The organism is Jiella soli, assembly GCF_020615385.1.
In the GTDB taxonomy this organism is placed as follows: Bacteria; Pseudomonadota; Alphaproteobacteria; order Rhizobiales; family Rhizobiaceae; genus VKMB-3413.
The window spans coordinates 48,536-61,968 of sequence record NZ_JAJAVB010000004.1 but is presented as its reverse complement, the minus strand read 5'-3'; the positions used below and the strand labels follow the sequence as shown (position 1 = coordinate 61,968).

13 protein-coding genes and 2 pseudogenes are annotated in these 13,433 nt (G+C 67.2%); 6 read left to right on the top strand and 9 right to left on the bottom strand.

What is annotated here, in order from left to right; all coding sequences use genetic code 11:
- Positions 1-176: 176 nt before the first annotated feature.
- A pseudogene (locus LH400_RS03815) lies at positions 177-1,346 on the bottom strand (efflux RND transporter periplasmic adaptor subunit); the annotation flags it as partial.
- A 92-nt stretch (positions 1,347-1,438) separates the two neighbouring features.
- Here LH400_RS03815 and LH400_RS03805 point away from each other — a divergent pair.
- On the top strand, positions 1,439-2,128 hold the full coding sequence (locus LH400_RS03805) for a TetR family transcriptional regulator (protein WP_304502357.1): 690 nt from the start codon (positions 1,439-1,441) through the stop codon (positions 2,126-2,128).
- A gap of 195 nt (positions 2,129-2,323) precedes the next feature.
- Here the strand turns inward: LH400_RS03805 and LH400_RS03800 are convergent, their stop codons facing one another.
- Positions 2,324-2,524, bottom strand: a complete 201-nt coding sequence (locus tag LH400_RS03800) for a hypothetical protein (protein WP_229151331.1) — start codon at positions 2,522-2,524, stop codon at positions 2,324-2,326.
- 322 nt (positions 2,525-2,846) lie between these two features.
- Between LH400_RS03800 and LH400_RS03795 the strand changes: the two genes are divergently transcribed.
- On the top strand, positions 2,847-3,593 hold the full coding sequence (locus LH400_RS03795) for an endonuclease/exonuclease/phosphatase family protein (protein WP_229151330.1): 747 nt from the start codon (positions 2,847-2,849) through the stop codon (positions 3,591-3,593).
- Here LH400_RS03795 and LH400_RS03790 read toward each other — a convergent pair.
- Positions 3,554-4,504, bottom strand: a complete 951-nt coding sequence (locus LH400_RS03790; RefSeq protein ID WP_229151329.1) for a phospholipase D-like domain-containing protein — start codon at positions 4,502-4,504, stop codon at positions 3,554-3,556. The two genes, LH400_RS03795 and LH400_RS03790, sit on opposite strands and share 40 nt — an antisense overlap.
- Before the next feature lie 304 nt (positions 4,505-4,808).
- The gene (locus LH400_RS03785; protein WP_229151328.1) at positions 4,809-4,985 is read right to left on the bottom strand and encodes a hypothetical protein; all 177 of its coding nucleotides are present in this window, start codon (positions 4,983-4,985) and stop codon (positions 4,809-4,811) included.
- 309 nt (positions 4,986-5,294) lie between these two features.
- Between LH400_RS03785 and LH400_RS26250 the strand changes: the two are divergent.
- The 4 genes and pseudogenes from LH400_RS26250 to LH400_RS03765 form a co-directional block, all read left to right on the top strand.
- Positions 5,295-6,065 (top strand): annotated as a pseudogene (locus LH400_RS26250) (alcohol dehydrogenase catalytic domain-containing protein); the annotation flags it as partial.
- 551 nt (positions 6,066-6,616) lie between these two features.
- Positions 6,617-7,012: a DUF427 domain-containing protein gene (locus LH400_RS03775; RefSeq protein WP_229151326.1), complete on the top strand. Its 396-nt coding sequence runs from the start codon at positions 6,617-6,619 to the stop codon at positions 7,010-7,012.
- Positions 7,013-7,371: 359 nt separating this feature from the next.
- On the top strand, positions 7,372-7,821 hold the full coding sequence (locus tag LH400_RS03770) for a DUF2383 domain-containing protein (RefSeq protein WP_229151325.1): 450 nt from the start codon (positions 7,372-7,374) through the stop codon (positions 7,819-7,821).
- A gap of 119 nt (positions 7,822-7,940) precedes the next feature.
- Positions 7,941-9,200 (top strand): cation:proton antiporter, encoded by a 1,260-nt coding sequence (locus LH400_RS03765; protein ID WP_229151324.1) that lies wholly within the window; start codon positions 7,941-7,943, stop codon positions 9,198-9,200.
- A 12-nt stretch (positions 9,201-9,212) separates the two neighbouring features.
- Here the strand turns inward: LH400_RS03765 and LH400_RS03760 are convergent, their stop codons facing one another.
- The 5 genes from LH400_RS03760 to LH400_RS03740 form a co-directional block, all read right to left on the bottom strand.
- A complete protein-coding gene (locus tag LH400_RS03760) occupies positions 9,213-9,935 on the bottom strand; it encodes an MIP/aquaporin family protein (protein WP_229151323.1) in 723 nt (240 codons plus the stop codon).
- 228 nt (positions 9,936-10,163) lie between these two features.
- Entirely contained in the window at positions 10,164-10,955 is a 792-nt protein-coding gene (locus tag LH400_RS03755) for an SDR family NAD(P)-dependent oxidoreductase (protein ID WP_229151322.1), read from the bottom strand.
- Between the two features lie 129 nt (positions 10,956-11,084).
- A complete protein-coding gene (locus tag LH400_RS03750) occupies positions 11,085-11,768 on the bottom strand; it encodes a GNAT family N-acetyltransferase (RefSeq protein ID WP_229151321.1) in 684 nt (227 codons plus the stop codon).
- On the bottom strand, positions 11,765-12,265 hold the full coding sequence (locus tag LH400_RS03745; protein ID WP_229151320.1) for a MarR family winged helix-turn-helix transcriptional regulator: 501 nt from the start codon (positions 12,263-12,265) through the stop codon (positions 11,765-11,767). Before LH400_RS03745 ends, LH400_RS03750 begins: the two co-directional genes overlap by 4 nt.
- A gap of 146 nt (positions 12,266-12,411) precedes the next feature.
- On the bottom strand, positions 12,412-13,422 hold the full coding sequence (locus LH400_RS03740) for a ligase-associated DNA damage response exonuclease (protein ID WP_229151452.1): 1,011 nt from the start codon (positions 13,420-13,422) through the stop codon (positions 12,412-12,414).
- Positions 13,423-13,433: the final 11 nt, after the last annotated feature.

The following is a 13,433-nucleotide window of genomic DNA, read 5'->3' as shown; positions in this document are numbered from 1 at the left end:
GAAAGCGGCACCGGCGGCTGCCGTCCCGTGGGATCGTCCGTAACGCCCTTGGCGACGCCGGCAGGGTCCTTGTCCGTCTGGCTGAGCGCGAGCGCCTGCGATGCCTCGCCGGTGCCGGCCTCCGTCTTCCGCTCGGTGCCCGGCCCCTGTTGGGGCGCGGTTCCCTCCTCGGCGGCGGCCGCGGGCGCGGCACCCGCCTCCGCAGGCTGTTCCTGCGGGGCTGCCGGCTGCGGCGCGACCGGCGCCCCCGGCCGAACCTTCACCACGCCCTCGGTGATGACGCGGTCGCCTTCGCCGAGGCCGGAGGAGACGACGATCTGGTCGTCGATCGTCCGGCTGACGGTGATCGGTCGAACCGCCGCGACGTTCTTGTCGTCGACGACGTAGACGAAGGTTCCCTGCGGCCCCTGCATCAGCGCTTCGGTCGGGACGGTGATGGCATCCTTGATCGACAGGCCCTTCACCTCCACCCGCACGAACTGTCCGGGCAGAAGCTGGCTCTTGGAATTCGGGAAGACGGCGCGCGACAGGATCGTGCCGGTGTCCGTGTCGATGGTCGTCGAGGTGAAGTCGATGCGGCCGGTCTGCGAATAGGTCTGGCCGTCGCCGAACATCAGCGTCACGTCGAGATCCGCAATGCCCTTCGCTCTCGAAAACTTGCCCTCTTCCAGCATTTCCCGGATCGTCGCGGCCTCGGTATCGGCAGCCGAGAAGTTCACGTAGATCGGGTCGAGCTGGTTGATCTTGGTGAGGAGGTCGCCGGTGCTGAGCAGGCTGCCCTCGGGCACCTGTTCCAGGCTGGTGATCCCGGCGACCGGCGCCTTCACGGTCGCGTAGTCGAGCGAGAGATTGGCCGTGCGAAGCTGCGCCTCGGCGGCCGCCACCTGGGCCTCGGCGAGCTCGCGTGCCGACACCGCGTCGTCCAGCGTCGACTGGCTGGAGGCGCCGCTCCTGGCGAGCGTGCGGGCTCGTGCTTCGGCGCGCCGCGCCTGCGAGAGCTGGGCCTCGGCCTGACCGACCTGGGCCTGCGCCAGCGCCACCTGCGCCTGATAGGTCGCGGGATCGATCTTGAAGAGCAGTTCGCCCGGCTTCACCCGGGCGCCTTCATCGAACTCGCGCGTCAGGAGAATGCCGCCGACGCGGGCGCGCACCTCGACCTCGCGCGAGGCCGCCACGCGCCCGGGATAGTCGTAGGTCACCGGCACCGTCCGGCTCGTCACCGTCTCGACCGACACGGCGGGCGGCGGCGGCGCCGCGCCGCCCTGGGCGAGCGCGAATCCCTTCGGGCCGACAACAAGCATCATGGCCGCCAAGAGGGCGGACCGAAACACACTAAGCCGATGCATCTGAACGTCTTTCCTCGCCAGCGGGCAGAAGCGCGCTATTGCATTGCAACAAACATACATGCATAAATGTATCGGGGCAAGGGAACGACGAGTTGCGACGGACCAAACAGGATGCGCTGCGGACGCGCGAGGCGATCCTCGATGCTGCCGAGACATTGTTTTACGAGAACGGCGTGGCCTCGACCACGCTGACGCAGATCGCGGCGGCGGCGGGCCTGACCCGCGGCGCGATCTATTGGCACTTCCCCAACAAGCTCGAACTATTCCGCGCCATGCATAAGCGCGCCAAGCTGCCGCAGGAGGAATTCTTCCTCGAGCGGCCACTGGAGGAGCGCCCCTCGCTCGCCGATCTCTATCGGCACGCGCTTCTGGCGCTTCGCCATCTCGCTGAAAACGAGCGGGCGCAGCGTGTGGTAACGATCTTCCTGTTTCGCTGCGAGTATGTCGGCGAGATGGAGGCGGCGCTGACCCGCCGCAACGAGGCCGACGAGGCCATGCGCCGGGTGATCGCCGGGATCTTCGAAAAGGCGTGCCGCGACGGCGAGCTGAAGGCCGGTTGGTGTCCGGCGGTCGCGGCGAACATCTTCTTCAGCGCCGTCGCCGGGCTGATCTCCGAATGGCTGCGCTCCGGCCGCAGCTTCGACCTCGAGCGCAACGGGCGCGCGATGATCGAGACGGTTCTTGGGGGGTGCGCCTGCGCGCGCTTTCTTGCGGGCGAGAGCGGCGCTTCGACGGACCTCGTACCGCCGCATGCCGCTCAACGGGCGCCTGGCGCCTCATAGGTCGCCGGAGGCAAAGCCCGGAATAACGGAAATGCGGCCCTTCGCGCGGCGCTGGCACGATCACCGCCAAAATGGTCCGAGGCGTCCCAGCTTAGTTGGTAGAATGCTGCGCCTAAGGCCGGTGCGGATGGCCGCTGCAACTGCGATGGCCGCTCCGCCTGCGGCCGCGCATTCCGTCATCCCCCGATTTCTGCATCAGTTCAGCGGGCTGATGTCGGAAATCCGGTGCCTCTCATAGCCGAAGCCTTCCTGCCAGAGCTGATATTCCAGCGACCGCAATCCGTATGGATTGATCGCTTGCGCGCCACGACGGCGAAAAGCCTTGCGCCCCTCGATCCAGATCGACGTCTCCGCGCGCGCCTCCGAAATTGCCGCCACAAGATCTTGATAGTCCATGACAACCCCCTCACTCAACCTGAGCTGCCGCATCGGCAGGCAAGCTGCATCCGCCGTGCCGTGGAGTCGAGTCGGTTTTTGCTTGCGTGTGCAAACAACTTGTGATTCCAGACGCGAATCACACACTTTCCCAGTCTGCCTGATGAATTATGAGGCGGCGCGATGCGCCGTCGCGGCCACGATCCGGCGGGCGGGCGGCTTTGCTCGTGCGGCTTGCCTGGAACAAAACTCCGTGCGGGGACTATCCTAGGGCGACGGCGGCCGGCTCACGCCATGGCCGCCCCGTTCGAACATGCTTGGCAGCCCGGGCCCGAGGGAACCGATGATCTCAGTCGCATCATACAATATCCGCAAGAGCGTCGGCACCGACTGGCGCCGACGGCCGCAGCAGATCCTCGACGTCTTGAACGAGATCGATGCCGACGTCATCGCATTGCAGGAGGTCGATCGCCGCTTCGGAGCCAAGATCTCGTCCCTGTCCCCGGCCGCGATCCGCGACGCGACATCCTATCGCCCCATCCATTTCGGCCTGAAGCCATACAGTCTTGGCTGGCACGGCAACACGCTCCTCGTGCGCGAGGGGATCGAGGTCCTGCGGACCAAGCGGCTGACCCTGCCGGCCCTCGAGCCGCGCGGCGCCGTCCTCGCCGACGTCCGCATCGGTGACGAAAAGCTGCGGATCGTCGGTATGCATCTCGGCCTCGTCAGCCTCTGGCGCAAACGCCAGGCCCGGGCGGTCCTCGACCATCTGGCCGATCTGGAGGACGCCCTGCCGACGGTGATGATGGGCGATCTCAACCAGTGGAACACGGATGGCGGCTGCCTGGCGCATTTCGCCCAGGATCATCACGTCGTCTCGCCGGGCCTCAGCTTCCACTCGCAACTGCCCTTCGTCTCCTTCGACCGGATCATCCTCTCGATCGACATCGACGTCGTCGACGCGGGCGTGCATGCATCATCGCGCGCCCGCATCGCCTCGGATCACCTGCCGGTCTGGGCGAAGATCGCAGTCTCCCACTCGGCTTCGTCTCAGAAGCGCGTGGAAGTCGCGACGTCGCACTCGTACTGATCGAGGAGCGCCCGCCGGAACCGGGCGGAGCGGCTCGCCAGCCCGTTCTCGACATTGAGGCCGATGCTCAGCATGTCGAGGTTGAAGCTCGACACCATCGCCCAGTCGTCGATCACGGCGACCTTGGCGTGGATCATCGACGGCTCGTAGCCGAAGACCTCGACACCGTGCTTTGCCAGCGCCCGGGCGAACCGCTGGGAGAAGAAGTCGACGGAGGGATGGTCGCTCACCGCCGGAATGATCAGGCGGACGGCAACGCCGCGCCGCGTGGCCTTGGTCAGGGCGTGCCAGATCTTGCGGTCGGGCATGAGATAGGGCGAGGTCAGTGCCATCGTCTCGCGCGCGCTGCTCAGCTTCTTCAGGAGCGTGCGGTAGATCTCCTGCCGCGTCGGCCGGCGCGGCTCGCTGGTCAGATAGGCCCAGGCCTCCGGATCGATCTCGCTGAGCTCGCCGCGGCTCGCCGGGCCACGGCGCTCCTCGTGCCGGCCATAGCGCCAGACCCGTTCGAAGGCCAGTTCCGCCGAGGTCACGATGTCGCCCGAGGCCAGCACCATCGTGTCCCGCCAGTCTGCCATCCTGTCCTCGAAGCAGGAGCCGCCGACCATCATCTGCCGCCCGTCGCACAAGATCGACTTGCGGTGCAGGCGATGGACGCCGGCAAACGGGTTCTTCACGAGGTGCAGCAGCGCATTGTAGTAGACGAGTTCGCCCCCAGCCTTGCAGAAGGCCCGCCCGGCCTCGCTCGGCGCGAGGCCGAGGCTGCCGTAACCATCGACGAGCAGCCGGACGCGGACGCCGGCACGCGCGCGCTCGGTGAGGACGGACATAAGATCGGCCCCGATCCCCTTGCGGGAAAAGATGTACTGCTCGACGTCGAGCGTCTGCTGGGCCGACGCGCAAAGGTCGAGCACCGCCGGCCAGATGGTCCTGTTGGCGTGGAACAGCTGCCATGTCGGCTCGACCCCAGGCGCAGCCGCGGTCTGCCGCCGCGCGGTTATGCTCTGATCGTCGTTGATCGTCCCAGCCTTTCGACGCGTTTGCAGACCTCTTCCCGGATGCGGGAACTGCGACGTTTCACCGCCGCCAAACGTGCGAAGCGAGGTCTCGATCTTCAAGATGGGCCGGGCGAATTGGGTGAGCGGAGGCCGTGACCGGGATTGCCTGCAGGTCGTGGCGAAAGGCCTCGCAGTTGCGCAATGGTGCTCCCGGCAAACCCTATCGGCCGGAGAAAATCGTGACGACGATCACCAGGACGACGATGCCGGCCAGGCCCGCGATGAAGATCGTCCGCCGCCACAGCGTCTTCAGGACGATCTCGCCCTGGCGCGTATCTTCGGGCGCATAGGAACGCCGGGTCCCGCCATGTTCGATCTGTTCGTCGGGTGTCGCCACGGCGCATCTCGTTCTGTTCAAGCGATCGTGTCCCCGGCAAACGCCGCGCACCAGCCGCAGTTCCGCATGCCCCGGATCTGCCGGATCGACTTGGCGGGCCGACGGGGACGGGGACGGCGCATCGTGCGGCGCCCGCCCGAATTGGCAGCCGCCAACAGGAAAAGCCGGGACCCCAATGCGGCCGTAGCGAGTTAGCCGCGGGAATCGAGCCTGGACCAGCGAGATCCCGGCCCTCCCCGCCGGGGGCGCCTCGTGCCGGGCCCCGGCGGCAACAGGACCGCCGTCGACAACACCGCAAAGGAGCACCTCATGAAGGCAGTCGTCTTTCACGGCGTCCGCGACATCCGTCTCGAAAACGTCCCCGACCCGAAGATCGCCGAGCCGACCGACGCGATCGTGCGCATGACCTCGAGCGCCATCTGCGGCACGGACCTCCACATGATCCGCGGCACCATGCCCGGCATGAAGGAGGGCACGATCATGGGCCACGAGGGCATCGGCATCGTCGAGGAGGTCGGCAAGGAGGTGCGCAACCTGAAGGCCGGCGATCGCGTCGTGATCCCCTCGACCATCGCCTGCGGCCACTGCTCCTACTGCCGGTCCGGCTATACCGCGCAGTGCGACGATGCCAATCCGAACGGCCCCTCCGCCGGCACGTCCTTCTTCGGCGGCCCGGCCCAGACCGGCCCCTTCAACGGCCTGCAGGCGCAGTACGCCCGCATCCCCTTCGCCAACGCCAACCTCGTGCCGCTGCATCCGGAGATCACCGACCACCAGGCGATCTGCCTGTCGGACATCGCGCCGACCGGCTGGTTCGGTGCCGACATCGCCGACATCGAGCCCGGCCGCGGCAAGGTGGTCCTGGTGATGGGCTGCGGCCCCGTCGGCCTCTTCTCCATCCTCGCCGCCTGGCACAAGGGCGCCCAGCGCGTCATCGCCGTCGATCGCCGGCCGGACCGCCTCGCCAAGGCGCGCGAACTCGGCGCCGAGATCGTCAATTTCGAGGAGGAGAACCCGCTCGAAGTGGTCAAGGACCTCACTGGCGGCATCGGCCCGGACCGGGTGATCGACGTCGTCGGCGTCGACGCCTTCAAGCCGACCAAGGGACCGATGCTGGCCGAGGTCGAAAAGCGCGCCGACATCTACGCCCAGCAGGTCAAGCGCCTCGCCGAAGGATCAGCCTCGACCGAGGCCGAGCATTACGCGGCGGGCGACGCCCCGTCGCTGGCGCTCGAATGGTCGGTGGAAATGCTCGCCAAGGCCGGCACGCTCTCGATCATCGGCGTCTACCCGCAGACGCACGAATTCTTCCCCATCGGCGCCGCCATGAACAAGAACATCTCGATGCGCATGGGCAACGCCAACCACAAGAAATACGTGCAGGAACTCGTCGAACTGGTGCGCCGCGGCGGGCTGAAGCCGGAGCACATCCTCACCGAGGACGAGCCGATGACCGACGTCATCTCCGCCTACGAGACCTTCGACAGCCAGAAGAAGGGCTGGATCAAGGTCGAGCTCGAGCCGGCCGCCTGAGGCAACTCCCCGGGGACGGACTGCGTTTCTCCGACAACTCCAACACCAGAGCCGGCGACCTTCGTGGCCGCCGACCAAGATCGAACGGAGACGACCATATGGATACGATCAAGGAACGAAAGTCCGGCCCCTTCGCGATCGAGAAGATCGACGCGCCGGTGACCGTCTACTTCCACGACGACATCATCGCGACGACAGACCACGCCCTCCTCGTGCGCGAAGACGGCGCCGAGCCGGTCTACTACATCCCGCGGGACCGCGTGGAGATGGCCTTTCTCGTCGAGAGCGACGCGCATGCCTCGACGCCCGACAAGGGCGAAGCGCGGCTGTGGTCGGTATCGGCGATGAACCGGGCTGCGCCGGACGCGGTCTGGTCCTACGACCATCCGACCGAGCCGCTGCGGGCCGTCGCCGGCTACATGGCCTTCGATCCCGCGCAGTTCCGGATCGAGGCCGGCGGGCCGCCGCGCGGAGCCATGAGCGACCGCATCTGACCGTAGCGCTGCGCCGGCGCACCGATCGGTTCGACATGATCCTGTGAAGCCATGAGAGGGCGGCGATCTTTGCCGTCCTCTTAATCTTTGTCGCCTTCTTTTTTGACTGCTGCCATCGAAGCACCTGTCGAATGCGGTCAGACGAACTGTTCCCGGCTACGATATAAACTTGCAGGTCAGCGCGTTATGCGGAACTGCACTTGGGATATATTTGTTCTCCCCGAGATTAGGGGAAAGGGCGGCCGATGACCGGCGTCTTTCCCAATTCAACCCCAGCAGACCGGCGGATGTCGACGCGCACCGTCCTTGCCATGCTCTCGAACGTGGCGGCTGCGGGACAATCGAAACGGAGGACAATGATGGCGACCACCGTCGGAAACGAGACCGATATCAAGAGCTTGGTGAAGGACCTCATCTATCTCGAGCACGACGCGATCGCGGCCTATGAGAGCACGATCGACAAGCTCGGCGAGACCCGCCTCAGCGCACAGGTCTCCGAGTTCCGGAACGACCACCTGCAGCACATGGACGTCCTGCGCGAGATGGCCGCCGAGTTGGGGATCGAGGCACCCGCACAGGGCGATGCCAAGCAGTATCTCACCACCGGCAAGATCGCCCTCGCCGATCTCATGGGCGACAAGCAGATCCTGCAGGCGATGAAAACCAATGAGGACGACACCGTCACCGCCTATGAGCGTGCATCCCAGCACCCGGACGCGGTGCCGAAGTCGAAGTCCTTCTTCGAGAAGGCGCTGGCCGACGAACGGCGGCATCGCGAATGGATGAGCTCGACGGCGGCGTCGCTCTGAGACGACCCCGCAGACAAGAGGGTAATGCGCGGCGCGCGGCGATTTTCGCCGTGCGCCGTTTCCTTGTCGGCGATGGCAGCTAATGTCTGCAGACCTGTCCCGCCCACCGCCTGGAAATCATGCTGTCCATCTTCGATCTCATCTCCATCCTCCTCGTCGTCACCGCGCTGTTCGCCTGGATCAACCATCGGCTGATCCGCCTGCCGGGCACGATCGGCCTGCTGGTCGTCGGTCTAGGGGCGTCGCTCCTTGTCATCGGATTGGAATTCGCGGTTCCCAACGTCGAGATCTACGGCAGGATGACGGCCTTCATCCGGCAGATCGACTTCCGCTCGGCCGTTCTCGACGGCATGCTGGCCTTCCTGCTCTTCGCCGGCGCCATGCACGTCAATCTCGCGCGGCTGAAGAGCCGGGCCGGCGCGGTCGGCGCGATGGCGACGATCGGCGTCCTGATCTCCACCGCCATCGTCGGCACCGGCTTCTACTATGCCGCGGGCCTGACGGGGCTCGCGATGACGCTTGGCTGGGCCTTCGTCTTCGGCGCCCTGATCAGCCCGACCGACCCCGTGGCGGTCCTCTCGACGCTGAAGGAGGTCAAGGTTCCCGAGGCGCTCGAGACCGACATGACCGGGGAATCGCTCTTCAACGACGGCATCGGCGTCGTGGTCTTCACCGTCATGCTGGCGATCGCGGCCGGCGGCGGCGAAGGCGGCGAACCGGTCGGCGTCGGGCGTGTCGCCGAGCTCTTCTTCGTCGAGGCGCTGGGAGGCGCGGTCCTCGGCCTCGTCGCGGGCTACATCGCCTATCGCTCGATGCGGGCGATAGACGATTATCCGATCGAGGTCCTGACCTCGCTGGCCCTGGTCGCGGGGACCTATGCGCTCGCCGGCCATCTCCATATGAGCGGCCCGATCGCCGTCGTCGTCGCCGGTCTCCTGATCGGCAATCGCGGCCCGCACGACGCCTTCAGCGATCTCACCCAGCGCTACATGTTCGGCTTCTGGCAGCTGATCGACGAGGTGCTCAACGCCGTTCTCTTCCTGCTGATCGGCCTCGAAGTCCTGGTGCTGCGCTTCGACGCCACCTTCGGCTGGGTCGCGCTCCTGGCGATCCCGCTCGTCTTCGTCGCCCGGCTGACCTCCGTCTCGCTGCCGGTGTTGGCGCTGCAGAGCCGCCAGAGCTTCGTCCGGGGCACGATCCCGGTTCTGACCTGGGGCGGCCTGCGCGGCGGCATCTCGATCGCGCTCGCCCTGTCGATCCCGGAGACGCCGGAGAAGTCGGCGATCCTCGCCGCGACCTATGCGGTCGTGCTGTTCACGATCATCGTCCAGGGCCTCACCCTGAAGCGGCTGGTCACGAAGGTGGTTCGCGAGGCGTGATGCGACGGCCGGTCAGTCCGCCTTGCCGCTCTCCCCGGACTGCTCTTCCGGCGCCATGAAGGCCCGCGTCGCGAGGCCCGCCAGCGCGCCGCCCGCGAGCGGCGCCAGGATGTAGAGCCAGAGCTGCGAGAGCGCCGAGACCCCGGCGAACAGCGCCGGGCCGAGCGAGCGGGCGGGATTGAGCGAGGGCCCGGAGACCGGGCCGATGGCGATGTGCAGCGCGGCGACCGCGGCGCCGATGACCAGGCCGTCGAGCGGCGTCTTGCGGCTTTCGTGACGGATGACGAGGAAGATGGAGACGAAGGCGAAGCTCGCGACGAATTCGGCGACGAACGCGGCCCACCAGGGCACGGTCAAGCCCCAGCTCCATCCGTTGGCGCCGAAGTGGTGCGCCTCGGCCCGGGCGAGCGCTTCCGGGCTCGAATGGGCGATCACCGCCACCACCCCCGCCCCGACGATCGCGCCGAGGCATTGCGCGCCGATATGCGGCAGGACGCTGCCGCGCGGAAACCGCTTGGCGACGAAGAAGCCGACAGTGACCGCCGGGTTGATATGGCCGCCCGAGGATTTGCCGATCACGTAGATCATCGTGCCGACGGCCATGCCGAAGGCGATGCCGGCGCCCACCGTTCCCATTGGCTCGGAAGGGGCAAGATTCGACAGCGCGATCGTGCCCGCGCCGACGAAGACCATGAAAAACGTGCCGAACGCCTCGGCGATGCACTGTCTCAGCAAGAGCCAGCCGGTCCTTTCCCGGTATCGATGCGGAGACCCGTTTCAGGCGCAAAAGCCCACCGCGCCCGCGCAGCCGCCGACCGGAAAAGGGGAACATGCAGCACCGGTTCCTATTCATAGCCGGCAAGCAGACCATCCGCGGTCCGCTCCCGCGCCGGCCGCGCCCGCGGACGCGATGCCCGCCGCGCCCCCTCCTTCTCTCTCTGCCGGCCGACCGTCGCTGCCGCGCTACAGCGTCTTCAGCATTCCGCCGTCGACGAAATAGGTCGAGCCGACGCTGTAGCTCGCCTTGTCGGAGCACAGGAAGACGAAGAAATGCGCGAGTTCCTCCGGCGAGGCGAAGCGCTTGATCGGGGCGAGTTCGTCCGCGACGCCCTGGAGATGGGCTTGCCAGTCGCCGCCGGTCTCGGCGGTCAGCTCTTTGGCGGTCTTGATCCAGTCGGGCGTCAGGACGAGGCCGGGATTGACGCAGTTCACCCTTATGCCGTCACCGACGACCTCGTTGGCAAGCGTCTTGGAAAACATCATCAACGCCGACTTCGTGACATTGTATATCGGCTCGTACCAGAGCGGCTGGGCCGCGCAGATCGAGGCGTTGTGGAGGATCACGCCGCCGCCGCGCCGGCGCATCTGCGGCACGATCCCCTTGGCGAGACGCACCGCCGCCATGACGTGAAGATCCCAATAGGCCTGCCATTTGTCGTCGGGCGCGTCCATGATCGTCTCGTTGGAGCCGGTGCCGGCATTGTTGATCAGGATGTCCGCCCCGCCGAAGCGTTCTTCGGCCGCCTGCACGACGGCCTCGACGCCGGCAGCCGTCGCGACGTCCGCGGCCACGCCCATGGCCGTCACGCCGTAGGTCTCGGCGATGCGTGCCGCCTCCGCCTCGACCCGATCCTGACCACGCGCCACCAGGACGAGATCGGCGCCCTCCGCAGCGAGCCCCTCGGCCACCGCAAGCCCGATGCCGACCGACCCGCCGGTGATCACCGCGACCTTGTTCTTCAAACCGAGATCCATGGCGTCTCCTCCTCCTTCGCCGCCTTCAAGGAGGCGCCACTATCGGCCGGACGGGCGGTGAAAGGAAAGCGGCCCATGCAAAGGCTGGGCACCGGGTGATAGCCCGGAAGCCGACCGCGCCCGGAGTTCTCAGATGCTGCGGCGCTCGGCAAAGACCGCATGCATCGGAGAGCGCAGCCGGAAGCCCAGCGCCTCGTAGAGCCGGATCGCGTTCGCGTTCGATGCATAGGCATGCAGGAAAACGCCTTCGCCGCGCACCGAGATCTGTCCGGCAACGAAGTTGAGAAGCAGCCTGCCGAGCCCCCTGCCCTGTTCGTCCGGATGGGTGCACAGGCCGCTGAGCTCGGTCAGCCCCGGCACCTTCAGTCGCTCGCCGGCCATGGCGGTCAGCCGGCCGCCCGACTTCACGCCCCAGAAGCGCCCGAGCGTCTGCGCCTTCAGCGAGAAGGGCCCCGGCTTCGTCAGCTCGGCCAGCGCCAGCATCTCCTCCGCATCATCGAGGCCGAGCTGGGCGATCCGCGGATCCGCGATCTCTGGAAAAGCACCCTCGGCGACCATCTGCACGGCATCCGCCGTCTGGATCGCGACGAGTTCGGCGGGAAGCGCCGGAACGCTCGCCTGCAGGAACAGGAGGGTTCCGCCCGGCGCTCGCAGCTCGGCAAGCGCCCGCAGGCTCTCCGGTCCGTCGTCGCGCGAGGCGGCGAAGGGATGAGTGTCGGCCGCGTAGCAGCGCGCATCGGCGCCGCCCTGGGCGAGATCGGCATGCCGCGTGGTGAGGGCCGTCCAGATCGGCCGGTCGAGGCTCTCGGTCATGGCAGTTTTGCATCCTTCTCGGCTGGCTTGCGGCGGCGGGAAAGCGGGGCTTCGGCAAGCGCGTCCTCGATCGCGGCGAGCTGCGACAGGAGCGGCCCGTCGAGACCTTCGCAGATCTCGGCGACGGCGGCCGCCACCTGCGTCCACAGCTCCCCCTTGCCGATCTCGACGACCCGGCGTCCCTCCGCCGTGAGGCGGACGATCTTGCGGCGCTGGTCGCCCTCAGCCGGAGCCGCCTCGACCAGTCCCTGCCGCGTCAGAAGGTTGATGCTGCGCGTCGCCCCAGGCTGGCTCACCCCGAGCGCCTGGGCGAGTTCGCCGACGGTGAGCGGCCCCAGCCGGTCGAGGCTGGCGAGACAGGGATACTGGCTGGCGCTGACGGAGAGGCCGTGTGCGGAAATGATCGCGTCCGTTTCGGACTGAAACCGCTCGCCGAGGCGCTTCAGCCGCGTGCCGAGGCAGAGATATCCGAGCGCGCGAACGACATCCTCGGTCATTGGGCACCTCCGTTTACATAAGCACTTATATAATGCTGTATGGAAATAACCGCAAGCCGGACGCGCCTCCGCCCGGCGCCCCCTTTCATCCTCGCGCGAGGGCTCCAGACCCACGCCGCCCGCTGCCGCTCGGCGGTCTCCCGGACCTATTCCGCCTCGTCCTCATAGCCGACGAGATGCAGCGGCCGGGCGCGGATCTGCCGCAGTTCGCACCAGCGCACCAGCGCCTCCTCGCGGCCGTGGGTGACCCAGACCTCCTCGGGCCGGATCTCGTCGATCGTCGCCGTCAGCTCGTCCCAGTCGCAGTGGTCGGACAGGATCAGCGGCAGTTCGACGCCGCGCTGGCGCGCCCTCTGGCGCACCCGCATCCAGCCGGATGCGAAACAGGAGACCGGATCGGGAAAGCGCCGCGCCCAGCGGTCGGCGAAGGCCGAGGGCGGACCGACCACGATGGCGCCGACAAAATCGCCCTTCTTCCCGCCCTCGACGGTCGCCGGGCGAAGCTCGCCGAGATCGATTCCCTCGTCCTGATAGAAGTCGCAGAGCTTCTTCAGGGCGCCGTGGATGTAGATCGGCGCGCCGTAGCCGGCCTCGCGCAGATGCCGGATCACCCGCTGCGCCTTTCCCAGCGCATAGGCGCCGACGAGATGCGCCCGCTCGGGAAACTGGCGGACGGATGCGAGGAGCTTTTCGACCTCCGCCTCGGTCGGCGGATGCCGGAACACCGGCAGGGCAAAGGTCGCCTCGGTAATGAAGATGTCGCACGGAACGGGCTCGAACCCCATGCAGGTCGGATCCGGCCGCCGCTTGTAGTCACCGGAGGCGACGATCCGCAGCCCCTGCCATTCGACCGCGATCTGCGCCGAGCCGAGCACGTGGCCGGCGGGATGGAAGGAGACGTCCACCGCGCCGATCCGCATCCTTTCGCCGAGCCGCGCCTCCTGGCGCTCGGTGCAGAAGTCCTCGCCATAGCGCAGCGCCATGATGGCGAGCGTCTGCCGCGTCGCCATCACCTTCACGCTGCCGGGCCTGGCATGATCGGCATGGCCGTGGGTGACCAGCGCGCGCTCCACCGGCCGCACCGGATCGATGAAGAATTCACCGGGCGGGCAGTAGAGGCCTTGCGGGGTCGGGCGGAGAAGGTCTTCGGGCTTAATCATCCGCAGGC